General features: G+C 71.8%; 18 protein-coding genes, 1 tRNA gene and 1 pseudogene. 13 read left to right on the top strand and 7 right to left on the bottom strand.

All coding sequences use genetic code 11. From position 1 onward, the window contains the following. Nucleotides 1-3 precede the first annotated feature (3 nt). Complete coding sequence (locus tag ACMTAK_RS27635) at nt 4-1,080, bottom strand: methyltransferase (RefSeq protein ID WP_413808681.1); 1,077 nt, start codon at nt 1,078-1,080, stop codon at nt 4-6. Nucleotides 1,081-1,298: 218 nt separating this feature from the next. Here ACMTAK_RS27635 and ACMTAK_RS27630 point away from each other — a divergent pair, with 218 nt between their 5' ends. The 10 genes and pseudogenes from ACMTAK_RS27630 (at nt 1,299) to ACMTAK_RS27585 (ending at nt 7,508) form a co-directional block, all read left to right on the top strand. Continuing rightward, the gene (locus ACMTAK_RS27630) at nt 1,299-1,637 is read left to right on the top strand and encodes a TcmI family type II polyketide cyclase (protein WP_413808680.1); all 339 of its coding nucleotides are present in this window, start codon (nt 1,299-1,301) and stop codon (nt 1,635-1,637) included. Continuing rightward, on the top strand, nt 1,630-2,061 hold the full coding sequence (locus ACMTAK_RS27625; protein ID WP_413808679.1) for a cupin domain-containing protein: 432 nt from the start codon (nt 1,630-1,632) through the stop codon (nt 2,059-2,061). The genes ACMTAK_RS27630 and ACMTAK_RS27625 overlap by 8 nt, the downstream gene beginning before the upstream one ends. Beyond that, on the top strand, nt 2,058-3,335 hold the full coding sequence (locus ACMTAK_RS27620) for a beta-ketoacyl-[acyl-carrier-protein] synthase family protein (RefSeq protein ID WP_413808678.1): 1,278 nt from the start codon (nt 2,058-2,060) through the stop codon (nt 3,333-3,335). Before ACMTAK_RS27625 ends, ACMTAK_RS27620 begins: the two co-directional genes overlap by 4 nt. Continuing rightward, a complete protein-coding gene (locus ACMTAK_RS27615) occupies nt 3,332-4,561 on the top strand; it encodes a ketosynthase chain-length factor (protein ID WP_413808677.1) in 1,230 nt (409 codons plus the stop codon). The genes ACMTAK_RS27620 and ACMTAK_RS27615 overlap by 4 nt, the downstream gene beginning before the upstream one ends. A 69-nt stretch (nt 4,562-4,630) precedes the next feature. Then, nucleotides 4,631-4,882 (top strand): acyl carrier protein, encoded by a 252-nt coding sequence (locus tag ACMTAK_RS27610; protein ID WP_164427081.1) that lies wholly within the window; start codon nt 4,631-4,633, stop codon nt 4,880-4,882. A 29-nt stretch (nt 4,883-4,911) separates the two neighbouring features. Next, nucleotides 4,912-5,364 (top strand): annotated as a pseudogene (locus tag ACMTAK_RS27605) (SRPBCC family protein); the annotation flags it as partial. Further along, nucleotides 5,338-6,096 (top strand): SDR family NAD(P)-dependent oxidoreductase, encoded by a 759-nt coding sequence (locus ACMTAK_RS27600; protein ID WP_413813004.1) that lies wholly within the window; start codon nt 5,338-5,340, stop codon nt 6,094-6,096. The pseudogene ACMTAK_RS27605 and the gene ACMTAK_RS27600, both read left to right, overlap by 27 nt. 1 nt (nt 6,097) lies before the next feature. Next, nucleotides 6,098-6,433 (top strand): antibiotic biosynthesis monooxygenase family protein, encoded by a 336-nt coding sequence (locus ACMTAK_RS27595; RefSeq protein ID WP_413808676.1) that lies wholly within the window; start codon nt 6,098-6,100, stop codon nt 6,431-6,433. 8 nt (nt 6,434-6,441) lie between these two features. After that, complete coding sequence (locus tag ACMTAK_RS27590; RefSeq protein WP_413808675.1) at nt 6,442-6,762, top strand: antibiotic biosynthesis monooxygenase family protein; 321 nt, start codon at nt 6,442-6,444, stop codon at nt 6,760-6,762. Then, on the top strand, nt 6,759-7,508 hold the full coding sequence (locus ACMTAK_RS27585; protein ID WP_413808674.1) for an SDR family NAD(P)-dependent oxidoreductase: 750 nt from the start codon (nt 6,759-6,761) through the stop codon (nt 7,506-7,508). Before ACMTAK_RS27590 ends, ACMTAK_RS27585 begins: the two co-directional genes overlap by 4 nt. 110 nt (nt 7,509-7,618) lie before the next feature. Here ACMTAK_RS27585 and ACMTAK_RS27580 read toward each other — a convergent pair whose 3' ends face one another. Next, nucleotides 7,619-8,665 (bottom strand): methyltransferase, encoded by a 1,047-nt coding sequence (locus tag ACMTAK_RS27580; RefSeq protein WP_413808673.1) that lies wholly within the window; start codon nt 8,663-8,665, stop codon nt 7,619-7,621. Nucleotides 8,666-8,883: 218 nt separating this feature from the next. On the opposite strand from ACMTAK_RS27580, the gene ACMTAK_RS27575 reads away from it, so the two are divergent. Further along, nucleotides 8,884-10,305: an NAD(P)/FAD-dependent oxidoreductase gene (locus tag ACMTAK_RS27575; RefSeq protein WP_413808672.1), complete on the top strand. Its 1,422-nt coding sequence runs from the start codon at nt 8,884-8,886 to the stop codon at nt 10,303-10,305. Between the two features lie 12 nt (nt 10,306-10,317). Beyond that, nucleotides 10,318-11,796, top strand: coding sequence for a cation:proton antiporter (locus tag ACMTAK_RS27570; RefSeq protein ID WP_413808671.1), 1,479 nt, complete (start codon nt 10,318-10,320; stop codon nt 11,794-11,796). Here the strand turns inward: ACMTAK_RS27570 and ACMTAK_RS27565 are convergent. Beyond that, nucleotides 11,697-13,580 (bottom strand): AfsR/SARP family transcriptional regulator, encoded by a 1,884-nt coding sequence (locus ACMTAK_RS27565; protein ID WP_413813003.1) that lies wholly within the window; start codon nt 13,578-13,580, stop codon nt 11,697-11,699. The two genes, ACMTAK_RS27570 and ACMTAK_RS27565, sit on opposite strands and share 100 nt — an antisense overlap. Nucleotides 13,581-13,862: 282 nt before the next feature. Here ACMTAK_RS27565 and ACMTAK_RS27560 point away from each other — a divergent pair, with 282 nt between their 5' ends. Continuing rightward, nucleotides 13,863-14,342, top strand: coding sequence for a MarR family winged helix-turn-helix transcriptional regulator (locus ACMTAK_RS27560; protein WP_413808670.1), 480 nt, complete (start codon nt 13,863-13,865; stop codon nt 14,340-14,342). A 502-nt stretch (nt 14,343-14,844) separates the two neighbouring features. Here the strand turns inward: ACMTAK_RS27560 and ACMTAK_RS27555 are convergent. From ACMTAK_RS27555 to tmk, 4 genes are all read right to left on the bottom strand, one after another. Then, a tRNA-Thr gene (locus ACMTAK_RS27555) sits at nt 14,845-14,918 on the bottom strand. A gap of 103 nt (nt 14,919-15,021) precedes the next feature. Further along, complete coding sequence (locus ACMTAK_RS27550) at nt 15,022-16,566, bottom strand: alpha/beta hydrolase (RefSeq protein ID WP_413808669.1); 1,545 nt, start codon at nt 16,564-16,566, stop codon at nt 15,022-15,024. A 162-nt stretch (nt 16,567-16,728) separates the two neighbouring features. Continuing rightward, nucleotides 16,729-17,955 (bottom strand): DNA polymerase III subunit delta', encoded by a 1,227-nt coding sequence (locus ACMTAK_RS27545; protein ID WP_413808668.1) that lies wholly within the window; start codon nt 17,953-17,955, stop codon nt 16,729-16,731. Between the two features lie 424 nt (nt 17,956-18,379). Further along, nucleotides 18,380-21,703 (bottom strand): dTMP kinase, encoded by a 3,324-nt coding sequence (gene tmk / locus ACMTAK_RS27540; protein WP_413808667.1) that lies wholly within the window; start codon nt 21,701-21,703, stop codon nt 18,380-18,382. Nucleotides 21,704-21,817: the final 114 nt, after the last annotated feature.

Below are 21,817 nucleotides of genomic sequence, written 5' to 3'. Positions count from 1 at the left end.
CGGTCACTTGCGGGCGATCGCCAGCGTGTGGTTGTCGAGTACGGGGCTGAAGGTGACGTCCTGGAATCCGGCCTCGCGAAGCCACTCCGCGCACTCGCTCACGCGGTACTCACCGCCGCCGGGTGAGGTGAGCATGAAGGTGAGGCTGAGCAGCAGCGCGTCCCGGTCCGGAGACGCGTCGTCCAGCATCCGGTCGTAGATCACCAGCGTGCCGCCCGCGGGCAGCGCGTCGTATGCCCTGCGCACGAGCATCGCCCGGGTGTCCTGGCTCCACTCGTGCAGCACATGGCCGTAGACCAGCACGTCCGCAGCGGGAAGGGGGTCGTGGAAGAAGTCGGCCTCCAGAAAGGAGACGCGGTCGGCCAGGCCCAGGGCGGTGATGTGCTCGTCGAAGAACGGCCGGGCCGGTGCCCGGTCGACGTTGACGCCGCGCAGATGGGGCCGGCGGCGGACGAGGTGCGCGAGCAGATTGCCGCGCGCACCGCCCAGGTCCGCCACCGAGCCGTACCCGCTCCAGTCGAGCCGCTCGGCGAGCTCGGCGCCGGCCCGGCCGGTATGGGTATCCATCGCGGCCATGAACCTCCGGACGCGGTCGGGGTCCTCGTCGGGGCGGGTGCGGAACAACTCGTTGCCGTCGTCGACGGGCGAGTCGTCCTGGTGCTCGCCGGTGCGCAGCGCCCGGGTGAAACGGCTCCACGCCTGCCACTGCACGCGCGTCGCGACCTCGACGAAGCCGCCGATGTACCGGGGCTTGCCCGGCACCAGGAACTCCGAAGCGAGCGCGGTGCCGGCGTAGCGGCCGTCCTCAACGCTCAGCAGCCCGTGGGCCACGAGGGCGTCCAGGAAGGTCCTGGCGAAGCGAGGGTGGAGATTGAGCCGCCGCCGCAGCTCGGCCTCGGTCGCCGGGGCCTCCTCCACAGCGGTGAAGAGATCGAGTTCCACCGCGCTCATCAGCATCCGGGAGGCGGCGAAGGCCAGGTTCAGGCGGATGACCGGGGCCGGGCTCGGCACCACGCCGGTCGCCGCTGGGCCGGGGGCCGTCGCGGAGTCCGCCGCGGTCGTCCGTGCGGATGCTGCCATGGGAACTCCTCATCGTCAGGCGTCGGTATGCCGCAGCCTGGAGCGCCCCAGTGGCCGTCGGGTGGGAATCGGCTGACGGCGCACGGCCGCCGTCCGAGCGCGGCCGGGACGGCGCCGGTGGGCGGCGTCAGCGGTTGGTGAGTCGATTGCGAACCGTGCCCTGCACGGTATGGCCCCAGCGACACCGTGGGTGTCCCGATAACCGATGGGAGAGCACGATGCACCGGACGCTGATCGTGGCGCGTATGGCCCCCAGCGAGATGGACGCGGTGGCGGACATCTTCAGTAAGTCGGACGCCACCGAACTGCCCCACATGGTCGGAGTCACGCGGCGTACCCTCTTCCGCTTCCACGACCTCTACTTCCACCTGGTCGAGGCGGACCAGCAGATCACCGAACGGCTCTACGAGGCCCGCGAAACGGATCTCTACCAGGACATGAGCACCGAGCTGGCCGAGCACATCAGGCCCTACGACCCCAACTGGAAGGAGCCCAAGGACGCCATGGCCGTGCCGTTCTACACCTGGACGCCGCAGGAGGGAGTGACCCGTGGCTGACGCCCCGATCCAGAAGGTGGCCCTCCGCGACGTGGCGGTGAACCGGCGGCGCGGCGGGGAGATGCGGATCCTGCTGAGCCCCAGGACGGTGGGGTGTGGCACGGGATTCTTCGGCGAACTGACCCTGGGTGCCGGCGAGTTCGTCTCCGAGCACTATCACCCGTACTCCGAGGAGTACCTCTTCGTCATCGACGGCGCCCTGACCGTACGGCTGGAAGGCACCCGGGAGATCGAGCTGACCGCGGGCGAGGGCCTGGTGGTGCCGATCGGCGTCCGGCACCGGGTCACCCACTCCGGGACCGAGCCCACGCGGGCCGTCTTCCAGCTCGCGCCGCTCGCCCCGCGCCCGGACCTCGGGCATGTGGACACCGAACGCCCGCCGCACGCCGACGAGGCCGGGGTACAAGTCGGGGAGGCCCGGTGAGCACCGAGGAGCACGCACGGGAGCCGGTGATCACCGGGATCGGCGTGGTGGCGCCTGGCGGGGTGGGGACCAAGCAGTTCTGGGACCTGCTGACCGACGGGCGCACGGCGACGCGTGCCATCTCACTGTTCGACGCCACCGGCTTCCGCTCTCGGATCGCGGCGGAGTGCGACTTCGACCCGGCGGCTGAGGGCCTCACGCCCCAGGAGATACGCCGCATGGACCGGGCCGCACAGTTCGCGGTCGTGGCGGCGCGCGAGGCGATGGCAGACAGCGGGCTCGCGTTCGACGGCGTGGACCCCGGCCGTACCGGAGTGAGTATCGGCAGCGCGGTGGGCTGCACGACCGGTCTGGAGGAGGAATACGTCGTCCTGAGCGACGGCGGGCGGCGCTGGCTGCTCGACCCGGACTACGCGGTGCCGCACCTCTACGACTATATGGTTCCCAGCAGCATCGCCGTGGAGGTCGCCTGGGCGTGCGGCGCCGAGGGGCCCGTCTCGCTCACCTCCACGGGCTGCACGGCCGGGATCGACTCGGTGGGGCAGGGCGCCCAGCTGATCCGCGAGGGCGCGGCCGACCTGGTGCTCGCCGGTGCCTCGGACGCGCCGCTGTCCCCGATAACCGTGGCGTGCTTCGACGCGATCCGCGCCACCTCCCCCAGCAACGAGACGCCGGAGACCGCCTCCCGCCCCTTCGACCTGCACCGGGACGGTTTTGTGCTGGGTGAGGGCGCGGCAGTGCTGGTCCTGGAGGAGCGGGAGGCGGCGCGGCGGCGCGGCGCCCGGCAGTACGCGCGGATCTCCGGGTTCGCACGCCGCAGCAACGCCTTCCACATGACCGGACTCAAGCCTGACGGCCGGGAGATGGCCGAGGCGATCACCGCCGCGCTCGACGAGGCGCGGGCCCCGGCGCAAGAGGTCGACTACATCAACGCGCACGGCTCCGGCACCCGGCAGAACGACCGCCATGAGACAGCCGCGTTCAAGCGCAGCCTCGGGAAACGGGCCCGTCAGGTCCCGGTCAGCTCGATCAAGTCGATGATCGGGCACTCGCTCGGCGCCATCGGCTCCATCGAGATCGCGGCCAGCGCCCTGGCCCTGCGCCATCAGGTGGTGCCGCCCACGGCCAACCTCAGGACCCCCGACCCCGAGTGCGACCTGGACTACGTCCCGGTCACGGCACGGGAGCACCCGATGGGCGCGGTGCTCAGCGTCGGCAGCGGATTCGGCGGCTTCCAGTCCGCCATGTTCCTGCGGCGGGCGGAGGCGCTGTGACCGCGGCGGTGGTGACGGGCATCGGGATCGTGGCGCCCAACGGCGTCGGCACGGAGTGCTACTGGCGCTCCGTGCTCGCCGGGCGCAGCGGCCTGGCGCCCCTCAGCAGGTTCGACGCCGACGCCTATCCGGTACGGGTCGCGGGCGAGGTCACCGGCTTCGACCCCGCCGAGCACGTCCCGTCGCGGCTGCGCGTGCAGACCGACCGGTGGACGCAACTGGCCTTCCACGCCGCAGACATGGCGTTGACGGATGCCGGCGCGGACCCGGCCGGGCTGCCCGAGTACGACATGGCGGTGCTGACGGCCAGTTCGTCGGGCGGCACGGAGTTCGGACAGTACGAGATCGAGCGGCTGTGGTCGCAGGGCCCGCGCTACGTCACCGCCTACCAGTCGATCGCCTGGTTCTACGCGGCGACCACGGGACAGCTCTCCATCCGGCACGGCATGCGCGGCCCCTGCGGCGTGGTGTGCACGGAGCAGGCGGGCGGTCTCGACGCGGCCGGGCGAACCCGGCGGCTCCTCGTGGACGGCGGCGCGAGTCTGGTCCTGACGGGCGGCACCGACGCGTCGCTGTGCCCGTACGGGGTAGCCGCCCAGGCCGCGAACGGGCGGCTGAGCGGCAGCGACGACCCGGACCGCGGCTACCAGCCGTTCGCCGCGACGGCCGACGGCTATCTGCCCGGCGAGGGCGGCGCGATCCTGGTGGCCGAGGCCGCCGACGCGGCCGAGGCCAGGGGCGCCACGCAGGTGTACGGCCGGATCAGTGGATACGCCACGACCTTCGACCCCCGGCCGGGCCGCCCGGACCCCGACGGCGGCTCGCGGCTGCGCCAGGCCGCCGGACAGGCGCTGACAGACGCCGGATTGGAGCCCGGCCAGATCGATGTCGTGTTCGCCGACGCCAGCGGCGACCCGGAGCGGGACCGGTTGGAAGCGGCCGCGCTGACCCGGCTGTTCGGCCCCCGGGGGGTGCCCGTCACCGCACCCAAGACCATGACGGGCCGCCTCTACGGCGGCGGCGCGGCACTCGACATGGCCACCGCGCTGCTGGCACTGCGCGACGGGGTCATCCCGCCGACCATCAACGTGCCCACGCTCGCGCCCGGCTGCGAGCTGGACCTCGTGCGCGACGAGCCGCGCCCCGCTCCGCTGCGCAACGCTCTGGTTCTCGCCCGGGGCCACGGTGGCTTCAACGCCGCCCTCGTGGTCTCCGGCACCCACTGACGACTGACCCCGGCCGGTCACGGCGGATCCGGCCGGGCCGGGAAACCGCACATCGAACGGGAGAAGCACATGACCACCTTCACCCTGGACGACCTCGTACTGATCATGCGCGCGGGCGGCGGCGCGGACCGGGAGGAGCTGGAGGGCGACATTCTCGACATGCCCTTCGGCGACCTCGGCTACGACTCGCTCGCCCTGCTGGAGGTCACCACACGGATCGAGAACCAGTACGGCATCTCCCTACCGGAGGACATCGCCGTCCCCACCCGGACGCCCCGTGAGGCCATCGAACAGATCAACTCCGTCGTCCACGCCGACTGAACGAACCACTGATCGAGAGGTTCAGCACCATGACCGGTCACACCGACAACGAGATCACCATCGACGCGCCCATGGATCTGGTCTGGTCGATGACCAACGATGTCCCCTCCTGGCCCCGGCTCTTCAGCGAATACGCCGCCGCGGAGGTCCTGGAGCAGCGCGGCGACACCGTCGTCTTCCGGCTCACCATGCACCCCGACGAGAACGGCGACGTCTGGAGCTGGGTCTCGGAACGCACGCCGGACCCCGGGAGCCGCACCGTCCACGCGAAGCGGCTGGAGACCGGCCCCTTCGAGTTCATGAACATCTTCTGGAGTTACGAACAGACCCCGAACGGCGTGCGCATGCGCTGGACCCAGGACTTCCACATGAAGCCCGCCGCCCCGGTCGACGACGAAGCGATGGAGCGCCGTCTCAACACCAACACCCCGGTGCAGATGAGGCGCATCAAGCGGCTGATCGAGGAACGGGCGCACGCGGGGCTGAGCCTGGGGCTGCGGGGCAAGAAGGTCCTGCTCACCGGCGGGACCCGGGGTATCGGACGAGAGATCGGGCTGGCGCTCGCCCACTGCGGTGCCGACCTGATCGTCTGCCACCGGCAGCCGGGCGAGAACGCCGAGCGGCTGGGCCGGGACCTCAAGGCAACCGACGGGACTCATCACATAGTCCAAGCCGACCTCGGCGAGGCCGATGAGATCATCCGGCTCGCCCGAGAGTGCCGGGAGCGTTTCGGCACCCTCGACGCCCTGGTCCACAACGCCGGCGCCATCAGCCACGTGCCCTTCGCCGAACTGTCGCTGGAGGAGTGGCGACGCGTCCTGGACACCAACCTCACCGCTCCGTTCCTGCTCACTCAAAAGGTGCTCCCGCTGCTGTCCGAGGGCTCCTCCGTGATCTTTGTCGGCTCCAAAGTAGCCACCGTGGGCGTCCCGTTGCGGGCCCACTACACCGCCTCCAAGGCCGGGTTGATCGGGCTCACCCGCTCTCTCGTCAAGGAGTTCGGGCCGCAGGGCATCCGGTTCAACATCGTCGCCCCCGGGCCCACCGCGACCGAGGCGGAGGTCCCCGAGGAGGTGCTCGCCCGCTACCGCAAGATGATCCCGCTCGGCCGCCTCGGCCAGGCCGACGAAGTGGCCCGGGTCGTCCTCTTCCTCGCCGGCGACCAGTCGTCCTTCGTCAACGGCCAGACCCTCGATGTCGACGGGGGGATCTGAGATGGCGGACGGACCGGGCGCGTTCCGGGTGCTGCTGCGCATGCACATCAAGCGAGGCATGGAGCAGGAGTTCGAAGAGACCTGGGGAAGGGTGGGCGAGGTGATCACCCGGCAGCCGGCGAACCTCGGCCAGTGGCTGTCGCGGAGCGCCGAGGAGCCGGGCGTCTACTACATCGTCAGCGACTGGGTGGACGAGCCGTCGTTCCGGAAGTTCGAGCGCAGCGAGGAACACGTCACGCACCGCACCAGGCTGCATCCCTACCGGGACGGCGGATCGATGGTCACGATGCACACAGTCCTGCACATGGTCGGCGCCGGTGAGGGGGCCGCGAGGTGAGGGGAAGAGTGCGCGTGCTCGTCTACGCCGCCTCCGCCGAGGGCCCCTCCGGCGAGGAGGCCGTGCGGCGGGCCTACCACCGCACCAGCCAGGACCTGGCCGGGGTGCCGGGGCTGCTCGGCAACGAGCTGCTGCGCTCGGCCCACGAGCCGGACCGGTATGTGGTGCTGAGCGAGTGGCGTGACCTGGCGGCCTTCCGCCGGTGGGAGGAGGGCGCCGGGCACCGCGACACCACCGCCCCGCTGCGCCCGTTCCAGGACCACGAGCAGCGCCGGGTGTTCGGCGTCTACGAGGTGCAGGACGCGTACGGAGGGGAGGAGCCGCGGTGACGGATCCGGACAGCCTCGGCCTGGCCGGGAAGCGTGCCCTGGTCACCGGCGGTACGCGCGGCGTCGGCCGCGCCACCTCGCTGCTGCTCGCCGGCGCGGGTGCGCGGGTGGTGGCCTGCTACCGAGACGACGAGGAGGCCGCCAAGCGGCTGGAGGACGAGCCCGGCTGGGACGCGAAGGCCCATCGCACACTGCGCGCGGACCTGTCGGCCCCGGCAGGCCGGGCCGCGGCGGCGGGCGCCTGCCGGGAGCTGCTCGGCGGCGTCGACGTCCTGATCAACAACATGGGCACATACGCCCCGCGGCCATTCGCCGAGTTGTCGGACGAGGACGTGGCACGGTGCGTGGACGAGAACCTGACGGCCCACATCCAGCTCACCCGAGAGCTTCTGCCACTGCTCGCCGACGGCGCCTCGGTGGTGAACGTGGGCGCGGGGATGGCGGAGCGCGGGCGGCCCGGGCACGTCCACTTCACCGCGGCGAAGGCGGGCCTGGCCGGGTTCGTGCGCTCCCTCGGCAAAGAGCTGGGACCGCGCGGTATCCGCGTCAATACGGTCGCGCCCGGCGTGGTGGAAACGGAGCGCGGCCTCGACCTACCCGCCCCCGTGCGCGACGGGCTGCTGTCCGCCATTCCGCTGCGGCGCTTCGGCACGGCGAGGGAGGTGGCTCGCACCGTCGTGTTCCTCGCGAGTGACACCGCGAGCTTCGTCAACGGGGTCACGCTCCGCGTGGACGGGGGCATTTGAGCAGGAACGGCCGGGCGAACGGCGACGACCACACCGAGGCGCCCCGCGGACGGAAGGTCCGCGGGGCGCCTCGGTCCGCTGTGCGTACCCACCGTACGAGCGAGCGCCGCTCAGCCGGGGATGGTCGCCTGGACCAGGTGCAGCGTGGGGAACGTGCCGGACACGGCCTCCGTGCCGGTCAGCTCCAGACCCGCCTTCTCGAAGAGAGCTTCGAACTCGTGCCGGGTATGCCGCTGTCCGCCGACGTTGAGGAGCATGAACAGGTCGATCACGCTGGTGACCCGCATCTCCTCGGGATCGGCGTCCATCACGCTGTCGATCACCAGGATGCGGGCACCCGGGTCCGCGGTGGCGCCGATGTTCTTCAGCACCCGCAAGGAGTTCTCGTCGGGCCAGTCCAGGATGTTCTTGAGGATGTAGAGATCGGCCCTGACCGGGACCTCCTCGAGACAGTCGCCGGGCATCAGCCGGCAGCGGTCGCCATAGGCACCGTCCGGGCGCAGCTCCGGCACCGCGTCCGCGACGGTGTCCGCCAGGTCGAACAGGGTGCCCCGCACATGCGGGTGCCGCGCGAGCAGAGTACGCAGCAGATGGCCCTGTCCGCCGGCTATGTCGACGACGGAGTCCGCGCCCGTCAGGTCGATGGCGCCGGCGACCTGACGTGAGGACAGGCTGCTCACCGCAGTCATCGCCTTGTCGAAGAGCCGCGCCGACTCGGGCGCGTCTTGGGTCAGATAGCTGTAGAAGTCCTTTCCGAAGATCTCCGGCACCACGGCCTTGCCGTCCCGTACGGCCTCGTCGAGCAGCGGCCAGGCCTGCCACGTCCAGGGGGCGCCCAGCCACAGCACCAGGTGCTTGAGCCCATACGGCGCGTCGTCCCGGAGCAGCCGGGAGAGCGCGTTGTGCCGGTACCGCCCGGGCGACGCCTCCTCAAAGACGCCCTGCCGTTCCAGGGCCCGCAGCAGACGGCCGAGGGCGCCGGGCACGGCGCCGGTCCTGGCCGCGACCTCGGAGACCTCCGTCGGGTCGTCGCCCACGGCCTCGGGCACTCCGAGCCGCACGGCGGCCTGTAGCGCGGCGGCGACCCCGGCGCCCACCGCCAAGTGTTCGAGCCTTCCAGCGAGTTCCATCGCCGCGGGCTGATCGTCCTGTGCCATCACGGACACCACTCACCTCTCGGTAGGGACGGGAACGCCCCGAGCCTGCTGGCCACCGCTGGCGATCCGATGGCAGCGCGCTCGCTGTGGCCCCGGCCCCGGGCAGCCGGGGCCCGTCGGGTCGGGCGGCCCCGCCAGCGGATCTGGACCGAGAGGCCATCGCCCACTGCGACGCTCCAGCCGACGTCCCGGTCCGCCACGAGAAGTGGAGAACAGCAGTGATCGCAACATCAACGCAGGTCCTGGTCATCGGAGGCGGCCCCGCCGGGTCGACCGCGGCGGGTCTGCTGGCCCGGCAGGGAATCGACGTCACCGTGATCGAACGGGACGTCTTTCCGCGCTACCACATCGGTGAGTCCATCCTGCCCTCCTGCCTGCCCATCCTCGGGCTGCTCGGGGCGCGTGAGAAGGTCGAGGCCCACGGCTTCCAGGTAAAGCGGGGCACATACTTCGAGTGGGGCCCCGACGAGTGGCAGCTGAGCTTCAACGAGCTGGGTGACACGACGCCTTACGCCTGGCAGGTCATCCGCTCGGAGTTCGACGAGCTTTTGCTCGACCACGCGGCAGAGCTGGGCGCCACCGTCCACCAAGGCGTGACAGTGCGGGACATCGAGTTCTCTGACGGCCGCCCGGTGGCGGCGCGCTGGAGCGCCGGCAAAAACAGCGGCGACGAGAGCGGGCGGATCGCCTTCGACTACTTGATCGACGCCTCGGGGCGCCGCGGACTGATGGCGACCCACTACCTGAAGAACCGCCGTCACCATGACGCGTTCAAGAACGTCGCCGCCTGGACGTACTGGCGGAACGTGGGCCCGGTCGAGAAGAGTCCGGAGGGCTCCACGGCCGTGATCTCGGTGCCCAACGGCTGGTTCTGGGTCATCCCGCTGCATGACGGCACCACCAGTGTGGGCTTCGTGTGCGCGAAGAGCGCCTTCGACACCCGCCGCCAGGAACTGGGCGGACCGGCCGCCGCGTACGAGGAGGCCATCGCCGCCTGCCCGTCGCTGGACGAACTGCTCGCCGACGCCCAGCAGGTGAAGGAGGTCCGGGTCGAACAGGACTACTCGTACACGAGCGACGCGTTCACCGGGCCCGGGTACGTCCTCAGCGGCGACGCGGCCTGCTTCCTCGACCCGCTGCTGTCCACCGGGGTGCACCTGGCCACCTACAGCGGGATGGTCGCGGCGGCGTCCATCGGGAGCGTGCTGCGCGAAGAGGTCGCCGAGAACGAGGCGTTCGGCTTCTACCAGCAGGTCTACCGCCGGGCCTACGAGCGGATGCTGCTGCTGGTCTCGGTCTTCTACCAAAGCTACCGCGGGCGCGACTACCACTTCTACCACGCGCAGCGGCTCTCCTCCCGGGAGGTCGACCAGCTCAACCTGCACCTCGCCTTCCTGCGCATCATCTCCGGCATCGAGGACATGGAGGACGCCAAGGATGCGGCGTACGACCGGGTGCTGGAGGAGCTGAGCGGGGGCGGCTCGGAGCCCGGCAGGAACCCGTTCGAGAACCTCGGCAAGCTCCGGCAGGAGCCGCTCTCCGCCGACGACGCCATCGACGGCCTGTATCTGTCGTTCGGGCCGACGCTGGGTCTGCGGCGCACCTCGGAAGCGGCCGCAGACCAGCTCGACCGGAAGTAGCCGCGCGCCCCCATGAACAGACGAACCGTCGCCGCGCTGGTGCTCTTCGTGGCCGTACCCGCGGCCGGTACCGTCGCCGTCCTCGCGGCCTGGGGGCACGGCTGGGCGTCCGCGGAGGCCGGCGGCCACGGGCGGGGGGCGGGCCCGGCAGCGGCCCCGCCGGAGACCTACCGTCTGCTGGTCGCGGTCACCGCGGTCCTGCTCACCGCCCACGCGCTGGGCGCGCTCGCCCGGCGCGTGGGCCAGCCAACGGTCGTCGGGCAGATGGCCGCCGGAATCCTGCTGGGCCCCTCGGCCCTCAGCGCTTTGGCCCCGGGGGCCCAGCACTGGCTGCTGCCGCCGTCCGCGACCGTGCCCGTGGAGGCCATGGCCCAACTCGGGGTGATCTTCTTCTCGTTCCGGATCGGATACGAGCTGACACCCACGCAGCTCATCCGGCATGGCACCGCCTCGCTGGTGCTGGGCTGCGCAGGGGTGTTCACCCCCCTCCTGGCCGGGGTGGGCCTCGCGCTGACACTGCCCGCCGGATACCGGCCGGACGGGGTGGGCAGCGGGCCCTTCGCGGTCTTCGTCGGGGTCGCATTCTGCGTCACGGCGTTCCCCGTGCTGGCCGGAATCCTGCGGGAGAACGGCATGCTGACCTCCGGCCTGGGCTCACTGGCCATGGCCACGGCGGGCGTCGCGGATGTGCTCGCCTGGTCGCTGCTGGCGTGCGGCGTCGCGGTCGCCCAGGGCGGCACCCCGCTGGGCGCGCTGCGCACCGCGGCGCTGACCGCCCTGTTCGCGGCGGTGGTGCTCACCGTGGGGCGGGCGGGGCTGCGGCGTCTCTGGGAGCGCCGTACAGCGGGGTCAGTGATGCTCGTCCATCTGCCGCTGCTGTGCTCTGCCGCCCTCACCGACGCGATCGGGGTGCACGCGGTCTTCGGCGGTTTCCTGGCGGGCTTGGCCACGCCGCGACTGCCACGGATCAAGGAGATCGCGGAGCGTACGGACACCATGGCGTCGTGGCTGTTGCTGCCCATGTTCTTCGCCTCGGTGGGGCTGCGCACGGGGATCGGGCTGATCGGCGGCGCGGCCGACTGGCTGCTGTGCGGCCTCTTCGTCGCCCTGGCGGTCGCGGCCAAGCTGGCGGGCACGACGCTGCCGGCGCGGCTCCTGGGCGTCCAGCCACGCTCGGCTGCGCGGCTGGGCGTGATGATGAGCTGCCGCGGACTGACCGAACTCGTGATCCTCGACACCGGCCTCCAGCTCGGGCTGATCCCGCCGCGGCTGTTCGCCATGCTGGTGGTGATGACCCTGGCAACCACGATGCTCGCGGCGCCACTGCTGAACCGGTCGGGCAGTATGCCGCCGGACGGCCGGGCCGACGGCCCCCTGCCGGGCCCCGTCGACTACGAGGCGTTGGCGAGTGGCATCCGGCCGTGTGACTCGGCCAGTTCCGACTCCATCCGCTCGCGGGCGAAGACCCGGCTCAGCTCGTGGAAGGAGTAGGTGGTCTCGCCGTCCGGGGCCGTCGGGACCGTGTGCAGGAAGTGGTGCTCCACCAGGTTCGCCAGCGCAGTCTCCGCCACCGCCTCGGTACAGCCGAGCAGTCCGACAAGCGTGGCCGTGGTGAACTCCCTCTGGCGCAGCAGGGCCAGCAGCCGGAGTACGGCCCGCTCCCGGCTACCGAGTCGGTCGTACGCGACCAGGTACCGGTCCCGGATGCTCACATCGGCACCCTGCAACTGGTCCAGCCTCCGGTTGTCGCGGTACAACTGCTCGGCGAACTGCCTGATGGACACGTCGGGGAGCGCCGCGAGCCGAGCACCCGCGCATCGCAGGGCCAGAGGCAGACGGCCGCACATCTCGGCGATGAGTTCCACCGCCGCGCGCTCCTTCTCGGCCCTTTTCCAGCCCATGACCTTTGCCAGGAGCTGGAAACTCTCCGCCCGTCCGAGCGGAGTGACCTCAAATGTCCGCGAGTTCGGGAGATTATAGAGGTTGACTCGGCTCGTAATGATGGTGCGGGATGTCATCCCGTCCAGCAACAAGGGGGTGACCTGCGAGTGTGTCAACGCGTCGTCGAGAACGAGCAGGATATCCCGTTCGACTCCCCACGAACGAAAGAGACTGCTTTTCTCGTCGAGGCTCCGCGGATACGGTTCGGGAATTCCGACGGCGCGCAGAAAGGCCGTCAGCGCGTCGTCGGGGCTGGTCGGACGGGGGCGTGACCCGCGCAGGTCGGCATACAGTTGTCCGCCACTGAATTGGTCCCGCACGGCGTGTGCGATCCGCGCCGCCAGCGCGCTCTTCCCGACTCCGGGCATTCCTTTGAGCAGGAGAACTCCCACACCTTCCTCCGCGGATTCCGCGGCTCCCGTCGTGTGGATCGCGGAATCCACCAGGGCGCCCTGGCCGATCAGTGGCCCGGGGTCCGGCGGAAGCTGCGCGGGCCGGACGACGGTGGGCGCGAGGGCCGAGGTGATGGGCGCCGAGGTGACCACGGCGCGCGGCTGAGGCGCCGGGGCCTGGAGCGGAGCCGGTGGCCCGGTGGGCGGAGCGGGGTCGCCGGAGAGGATGGCCTGCTGCGCGCGCCGGAGCGGGTCGGAGGGTTCCAGGCCCAGCTCCTCCACGAGGGCGTGGCGCAGCCTGTTGTACACCTGGAGCGCCTCCGACCTGCGGCCCGAGCAGTGCAGAGCGTGCATCAGGAGGGAGTGGAAGCCCTCGTGGAGCGGGTGAGCGGCCGACAGGCTGGTCAGCTCGGGGATGACGGCGTGGTGGTTACGGAGCTTCAGCTCAGCCTCGATCTTCAGTTCCAGGGCACTGAGGTGATCGGCCTGGAGGCGGGTGGCGTGCGCGGCCAGCACCTCTCCCGCGGACACATCCGTCAGGGCCGGGCCGCGCCACAGCGCGAGCGCGTCCCTCAGATGCTCGAGTGCCTTGTCCGGCGCTTCCGGCAGGGCCTTGCGCCCCTGAGCGACGGCGCGGTCGAAGAGGCGCAGGTCGATGCAGTCGTCCGGCACCTCAAGGACATAGCCGTTGGGGCGGGTCCGCAGCACCTCGGAGGAGTCGAGGCCGCTGCCCTCCAGGGATTTCCGCAGTTTGTAGATGTAGGTTTGCAAGGTGGATTGCGCGCTGACGGGCGGTGTGTCGCCCCACATCTCGTCAATGAGTTCCGCAAGCGTTACTGTCCGGCTGCTCTGAACCACCAGCAGCGCGAGTATTTGACGCAGCCTGGGAGCAGTTGGCGTGATGTTGCGCGTTCCCGGTGTGACGTCGAACGGTCCTAACACTCCGTACTTCACACGGGCCCCCGCTCTTTGCGTGAAGAAGTGCGAGTCACAAGTTCCGCTTGGTCAGACGGAATTGATCATCTGCATGATGGCATGCATACTTTGGCGAGTCTAGAACGAGCAAATACACAGAGCAAGGTTCGACATGCAAACTCGACACTCTCCCACCTTGTTGAAAACCCAAGGATTGACCATGCTTGGGTCAAGTCGCATAGGGATGAGTGCGGGCGCGGAGAGTGGGTTGACGCTATGGGCCGTCAAGTATGGAGTGAAACGGAGCGGTTGCACGATGACGCTGCTCTCGCCTTCCTCCGGCTGCACCGGATGTGGGGGAAACTCCAAGCGCGTGACGTCGGTTCGCTGGGCAGTCTGATGTCCCAGAACGAGATCAGCCGGGGCTGGGTACTCCAGATCGTCGACGAGGGGGTGGGCACTTCAGAGGGCGAGGTGACCGTCGGGGCACTGGCCGAGGGGCTCGACGTCGATCCGTCCGTGGCGAGCCGCATGGTCTCCAGCGCCATCCGCGACGGCCACCTCGCGCGCGGCACCTCTGAGGTTGACGGGCGGCGCAGCGTGCTGCGCATCACCCACTCCGGCTATGTGCTGCTGCACCGCTTCCGGCGCCAGCCGCGCGCGGTGTTCGAGACCGTCACCAAGGATTGGCCCGCGCGGCAACGCGACGAGTTCGCCCGGCTGTTCACCCGTTACGTCGATGAGATGGCCCGCATCCGGGCGGATCGCCAGGACCGCGGGACCGGCTGACTGACGGATGCCTCGGATGCCCCTGTCGCCCCTGTGTCCACTCGGTCGGCACCGGCACGCGGCCGGTTCACTCCGGAGTTCCAAACCGTTCCGGAGAGGTGGTTGGTCCTCCCTCCCCGTCGGCCTTCTTCCGGCGGCGAAGCCACCGGGTGAGAGTAAAGGCCAGGACCGAAAGGATCACCAGCACGCGCCGTCACCCCCCGGTCCGTTCGTGCGCTTCCGCGCGCCGGTGAGCTACGGCCAGCCGCAGGATGCTGCCCACCAGGTCCCGGTAGCTCTGATTCATAAGCGGCTCCCCACGCTCCGCACGTTCTCCGGGCAGCGCCGGCGCCGGAGCCGGACGCACGGGGAGCGGGATCCATGCCAGCTCGTTTGTCGCCATGCATCCCAGGCTCGCGAGGGGCGGTGACAGATGACTCACCCCTCGCTCACCAGCGCCCGGCAGGGCCGCCTGAACACAAAGGAGCCCAGATCACACGAGGTGTGATCTGGGCTTCATCCGAGCCGCCTAAGGGAATCGAACCCTTGACCTACGCATTACGAGTGCGTCGCTCTGGCCGACTGAGCTAAGGCGGCATGCCGTGGAGCCAGATTGGCAGCAGCGGCGTCGCCAAGTCTACACAGTTTCGAGGGGTGCTCCGTACGGGGCCGGGTGGGGCCTGGGCTGGGGTGGGGCCGGTCAGTGGCAGCGGGTGTGGGGGGCGGGTGGGCGGCCGGTGAGGAGGTAGGTGTTGATCGCGTTGTCGATGCAGCTGCTGCCGCGGCCGTAGGCCGTATGGCCGTCGCCGTCGTAGGTGAGGAGGGTGGCGGAGGAGAGCTGGGTGGCGAGGGCGCGGGCCCAGGGGTAGGGGGTGGCGGGGTCGCGGGTGGTGCCGACGACGACGATGGGGGCGGCGCCCCTGGCGTGCAGGGCGTGGGCTGTGCCGGTTGGGCGGACGGGCCAGTAGGCGCAGTTCAGGGCCGCCCAGGCGAGGGCCCTACCGAAGACGGGGGATGCCTGTCGGAAGTCGGGGATGGACTTCTTGACCTCGGCGGGGGTGCGGAAGGCCGGTGGGAGGTCGAGGCAGTTGACGGCGGGGTTGGCGTACATGAGGTTGGCGTACGAGCCGTCGGTGTCGCGCTCGTAGTAGAGGTCGGCCAGGTTGAGCAGACCGCCGCCGTGGCCGCCCATCGCGGAGCGGAGGGCGGTGCGCAGCTGGGACCAGGCGGTCTCGTCGTACATGGCGGAGATCACGCCGATCGTGGCGAGCGGCTCGCCCAGGGCGCGGGACTCGCCGGTGCGGGCCGGGTGGGAGTCGAGGCGGGCGAAGAAGGCGCCGAGCCGGTCGCGTGCGGTGGCCACGGAGCCGGTGCCGAGGGGGCAGCCGGTGCGGCGCACGCAGTCCTTGGCGAAGGCGGTGAAGGCGGTTTCGAAACCGGCGGTCTGGTCGCGGTTGATGCGCCGGGAGGACAGCGTCGGGTCGAGCGCGCCGTCGAGGACGAGGCGGCCGACGCGGTGGGGGTAGAGGTCGGCGTAGGTCGCGCCGAGGAAGGTGCCGTAGGAGGCGCCGACGTAGGTCAGCTTCCGGTCGCCGAGCGCGGCGCGCAGCACATCCATGTCGCGGGCCGCCTCGACCGTCGAGACATGGCCGAGGATCCGGCCGGAGCGGGTCGCGCAGCCGTGGGCGAACTTCTTGTAGGCGGCGACGAGACGGTCGGTCTCACCGCGGCCGTCGGGCGTCTGATCGGTCTGGGTGAAGGTGTCCATCTGCTTGTCGCTGAGACAGGTGACGGGCTCGCTCTCGGCCACGCCGCGCGGGTCCATCGCCACCATGTCGTAGCGGGCGCGCACCCGGGCCGGGTAGCCGACGGCCGCGAAGCTCTGCAGATAGCCGACCGCGGAGCCGCCGGGGCCGCCGGGGTTCACCAGGAGCGAACCGAGGCGGCGGCCGGTGCCGGTGGCCTTCTTACGGGAGACCGCGAGCCTCAGGTCCCGGCCGGTGCCGGGTCTCGCGTAGTCGAGCGGGGCCTTGAGGGTGGCGCATTCGAAGCCCGCGCCGCCGCACGGGCGCCAGCTCAGCGCCTGTTCGTAGTACGGCTTGAGGGCGGCGGGGACGGCCTTCTTCGACAGCGACGCGGCGCGCGGCGCGGAGGCGTCGGCCGAGCAGCCGGAGGACAGCAGGGCGGCGGCCGTAAGGGCGGCGCCGAGGGTCCGGAGCGGGCGGCTGCTGTGTCGGGTGCGCATGGACTGATCCCTCGGTTCGCGGTCGAGTCGCGGGATCGCGCCGGCCGGATCGCATGGACCACCTTGTACTGGTTCCTATCGGATAGGACCGGTTCGCCCCGTTACGGAGAGTATCCATTCGGACACGCTCCATGCGTCCTGCGCCGAACCCGTACGAGTGATTCAGCCCGCCCGCAGCGCCATGGTCATCGCCTCGACCGCCAGCAGCGGCGCCACATTGCTGTCCAGTGCCTGACGGCAGGCCGTGATCGCCTCTATCCGGCGCAGCGTCCGCTCGGGCTTCGAAGCCGACGCGATCCGCTCCAGCGCGTCCCGTACGTCGGTGTTGGCGAGCGCCACCTGGGAGCCGAGCTGGAGGACCAGCACATCCCGGTAGAAGGCGGTCAGATCGGTGAGCGCGAGGTCGAGGGTGTCGCGCTGGGTACGGGTGGCGCGGCGCTTCTGGCGATCCTGGAGATCCTTCATCGCCCCCGCCGTGCCGCGCGGCAGCCGCCCGCCCGTACCGGCGGCGGCGCCCAGGGCGGCGCGCAGTTCCTCGGTCTCCTTGGTGTCGACCTCCTCCGCCACCTGCTTGGCGTCCTCGGCCGCCGCGTCGATCAGCTCCTGGGCCGCCTTGAGGCAGCCGCCCACGTCGTCGACGCGCAGCGGGAGCTTCAGGACGGCGGCGCGGCGGGCGCGGGCCCGCTCGTCGGTCGCCAGGCGGCGGGCGCGGCCGATGTGCCCCTGGGTGGCACGGGCGGCGGAGGCGGCGAGCTCGGGGTCGATGCCGTCGCGCCGGACGAGGATGTCCGCCACGGCGTCCACCGGGGGCGTACGGAGGGTGAGGAGGCGGCAGCGGGAGCGGATCGTGGGCAGCACATCCTCCAGCGAGGGCGCGCACAGCAGCCATACGGTGCGCGGCGCGGGTTCCTCGACGGCCTTGAGGAGCACATTGCCCGCACCCTCGGTAAGGCGGTCGGCGTCCTCCATGACGATCACCTGCCACCGGCCGCCGGCGGGCGAGAGCTGGGCGCGACGGACGAGCTCACGGGTCTCCTTGACGCCGATGCTGAGCATGTCCGTACGGACCACCTCCACATCGGCGTGGGTGCCGACCAGGGCGGTGTGACAGCCGTCGCAGAAGCCGCAGCCGGGGGCGCCGCCGAGCGCCCGGTCCGGGCTGACGCACTGCAGCGCGGCGGCGAAGGCGCGGGCGGCGGTGGCCCGGCCCGAGCCGGGCGGGCCGGTGAACAGCCAGGCGTGGGTCATCTTGGACGACGCCATGGGCTCCCCGACGGGGTCGCCGCCCGCCTCACTGGCCGCCGTGACCAGGGCGTCCGCATCCCGCGCGGCAGCCGACAACTGGGCCGCCACTCGGTCCTGCCCGACCAGGTCGTCCCACACCGCCATGGCTGCCTCCGCCGCTCGTCCCTACGGCACCCCATTGTGGTCCACCGCACCGACACCCGAACGCGTCACCCACCGCGGGATGCAGCCCCGGCCCCGCTGGAGCTCCGCCCCAGACCCCGTTCCGGGGGCTCCGCCTCAGATCCCGTTCCGGGGGCTCAGCCCCGAACCCCCGCCGGGCTCCGCCCCTGGAGCCCGCTCCTCAAACACCGGAGGGGCTGGAGGGTGCAGCTCCGCCCGGGGCCGCTCATACGCCGAAGGGCACGACCGCACCCCAGGACTCCCTGGACGCCGGAAGGCCGGAAAGCCGGAAGCCGGAAGCCGGAAAAGTGAGCGCCCCAGCCCCGACGTCCCCTTCGGCGCCCTGCCGTCAGCCGGGCGCGGCCATCGGCGGCAGCGCCCGAAACGGACCATCAACGGACCTCCGTCAGCGGCGGCCGTCCTCGTCGTCACGGGGGCCGAGCAGTTCGTCGGCAAGGGACGGGAGGTCGTCCAGGGGGGTCTCCTCGGCCCACTCGGGGCGGCGGCGCCGACGCGGCGGTTCCGCTTCGCCCCGCGCCCGGCCCTGGCCCTGATCCTGGCCCTGATCCTGGCCGTACTGCGGCATCTCGCGCGTGCGCTCGTTCTCCTGACCGTGCTCCTGGCCGTGCTCCTGACGCCGGCCCTGGCCCTCGTCCGGGCGGAACAGCCACGGCGGGACCCGGTCCGCCGGGTCGGCGGAGCGCTCGTCCCGTACGGGCGGCAGGACGGCCGTCTCGTCGGCCGCGTTCGTGGGCGGCTCGGCGGGCGGCTGGGGCAGGACGGTCGTCTCCTCGGCGTCCGGGCCGCCCCGGTGCTCCGGGCCGTCCTGGGGCCGTACGGGCGGCAGCACAGCGGTCTCGTCGGCGTCCGGGCCGTTCTGGGGCGGTACGGGCGGCGCGGGGGGCACGGGTGGCAGCACCGTGGTCTCATCGGCCGCCGCCGATCCGGTACCGGGACGGCCGGACTCGCCGCCGTACCCCGACCGCGGGTCGAACCTCGGCGTCTGGACCGTCTCCGTCGAGTCCGGGTGCGGGTCGTCCGCGCCGGAGCCCGCCGCGCCCCGGGCGCCGCCGGTGCCCCGGGGGCCGTCCTCGTCCTCGGGCGGCGGGGCCGGGACCTCGGTCTCAATGGTCGGCGCGTCCGCCCCGGAGGACGCCGTGTCCGCCGCCAGCCGTGCCTGCTCCGCCCGCAGCAGCGCCTCCTCGGCCTTGCGCTGCTCCTCCTGGCGGCGCGCCTCGGCCTCGGCCCGGCGCAGCGCGTCCGCCTCCTCCTGGAGGCGGCGCCGCTCCTCCTCGGCGGCGCGGGCGCGGTCCTCGGCCTCGATGCGCTTGCGGTCCTCCTCGGCCCTGCGGCGCGCGTCCTCGGCCCGCTGACGGGCCGCCTCCGCCTGCCGCTCGGCCTCGCGCTGGCGGGCCTCCTCCAGCTCGCGCCGCTTGCGCTCCTCCTCCTCGGCGCGGGCCTTGGCGAGCGCTTCCTGCCGCTCGCGCTCCAGTCGCTCCTCCTCGGCCTTACGGGCGGCCTCTTCCTCGGCGCGCCGGCGGGCCTCCTCCTCGGCGGCCTTACGGGCCTCCTCCTGGGCCTTCACCTCCGCCTCGGACAGCGGCAGCATCTGGTCCAAGCGGTGGCGCACCACGGAGGTGACCGCCTCCGGCAGCTGCCCGGCGTCGACGACGATGTAGCGGGCCGGGTCGGCGGCGGCGAGGGCCAGGAATCCGGCCCGTACGCGCTGGTGGAACTCGGCGGGCTCGGACTCGAGCCGGTCCGGGGCCTCGGTGAAGCGCTCGCGCGCGGTCTCCGGCGAGACGTCGAGCAGCACCGTCAGATGCGGCACCAGGCCGTTCGTCGCCCAGCGCGAGATGCGGGCGATCTCGGTCGCGGCGAGGTCTCGTCCCGCGCCCTGGTAGGCGACGGACGAGTCGATGTAGCGGTCGGAGATGACGACCGCGCCGCGCTCCAGCGCCGGGCGGACCACGGTGTCGACGTGCTCGGCGCGGTCCGCCGCGTACAGCAGCGCCTCGGCGCGGTGCGAGATCCCGGCGGACGAGACATCGAGCAGGATCGAGCGCAGCCGCTTGCCGATCGCGGTGGCGCCCGGCTCACGGGTCACCACGACCTCGTGCCCCTTGGCCCTGATCCACTCGGCCAGCGCCTCCACCTGTGTGGACTTGCCCGAGCCATCGCCGCCCTCGACGGCGATGAAGAAGCCGGTGGCGGCCGGGCCCTCGCCCGCGCCGCCCCCGCCGAGCAGCGCCTCCCGCAGATCGCGCCGCAGCGGCACGCCCTGCCGGTCGTCGGTCCGGCCGAGGACCAGCGCGGCGACGGGCAGCAGCAGCGCGCCCACCAGCATCAGGGTGAAGGCCGCGCCGCCGTGGGCGAAGACGAAGTCACCGCTGCCGAGCCGGTGCGGTCCGATGACGGCCGCGAGCAGCGGCGCGGCGACCGCGCCGAGTCCGACGCCGACGCGGACGACGGCCTGCACATGCTCGGTCATCCGGGGCCGGCGGGTCTCCTCGGACTCCTGATCCAGCAGGGAGTGGCCGGTGTGGGCGGCGACACCCGCCGACACGCCCGCGATCAGGGCGATCAGCACGACGGTGGTGGTGTCGTGCACCAGGCCCACCGTGAGCAGCGCGAGCCCGGTCAGCGCGACCGACAGCGCCAGCAGTCGGCGCCGCGACAGACCCGGAAGGACCCTCGGAGCCCAGCGGATGCCCATCGCCGGACCACCGGTCAGTACGAGGACGAGCAGGGCGAAGCCGACCGGCCCGCCGCCGAGGTCCATGGCCTGCAACGGGGCGACGCCCACGGCCGCGGCGATCGCGCCCGCCACCCCGGCGCAGGCGAGCACCAGCAGCGGAACGGCTCCGGTGCGGCCCTTGTCGGCACCGCTCCCGGAGGCGGCACGGGGACGGCGCAGCCCCTCCAGGGGCGAGCGGGTGCGGCTGGTCTGCGCGCCGGGCAGTTCGACGAAGGTGAGGATCGAGATCGACGCGGCGAAGAGCCCGGCGCCGACGTACGAGCCGAGGGCGGCCTGGTGGGTGTGGAACCACTCCACGCCGGTGCCCAGCAGCCTGCCGATCAGCGTGACGACGAGCAGCGCGGCGGCCGCGATCGGCAGCGTCACGAAGTTCGTACGGAGCGAGAGCCGGCGCAGCGCGTCCAGGTGGTCGGGCAGCGGCCGCACGGCGGCGCCCTCGGCGGGCGGCGCCGGGAGCAGCGAGGGGGCCGCGCCGTCCTTGGCAACGGTCCAGAAGCGCTCCACGACGCCGACGACGAAGGTGGTGATGAGCAGCCAGGCGACGGCGTCGGCCGGGGCCCAGTCGATCCACAGCGGCGCGATGAGGAGCAGCACCAGCCGCAGACCGTCCGCGCCGACCATGGTCCAGCGGCGGTCCAGCGGCCCGGAGGGGCCGATCAGCGCGGCGAGCGGCCCGAGGAGCACCGCGCCGAACAGCACGGTCGCGAAGAGCCGTACGCCGAGCACCACCGCCACCGCGAAGGCCGCGCCGCGATACCCGCCGCCGAAGGAGTCGGCCGCCACCGACGCCTGGAGCGTCAGCAGCACCAGCACCAGCACGGCGAGCACGTCCCCGGCGCCACCGACGAGTTGAGCGCTCCACAGCCGTCGCATCGGCTGATAGCGCAGCAGGGCTCGTACGGCCCGCTCGCGGGAGTCCGCGGCAAGGGCACCGGAAGTGGCGGTCACGTCCGTTGGCTGCTCTCGCGTCATCCCGCCAGCCTATCCGGATCACATGAATCCACGGCCCCCAGGCCGAACAAACGGGCGGTGAGCCGTGGGTGGCGTGCGGATTGCTCCGCCTTCCTCCGCCTTCCTCCGTTTTCC

The organism is Streptomyces lacaronensis (genome assembly GCF_047337785.1).
Classification (GTDB): Bacteria; Actinomycetota; Actinomycetes; order Streptomycetales; family Streptomycetaceae; genus Streptomyces; species Streptomyces lycopersici.
The sequence above is the reverse complement of the archived record's forward strand: the minus strand, read 5'-3'. Positions and strand labels throughout refer to the sequence as shown.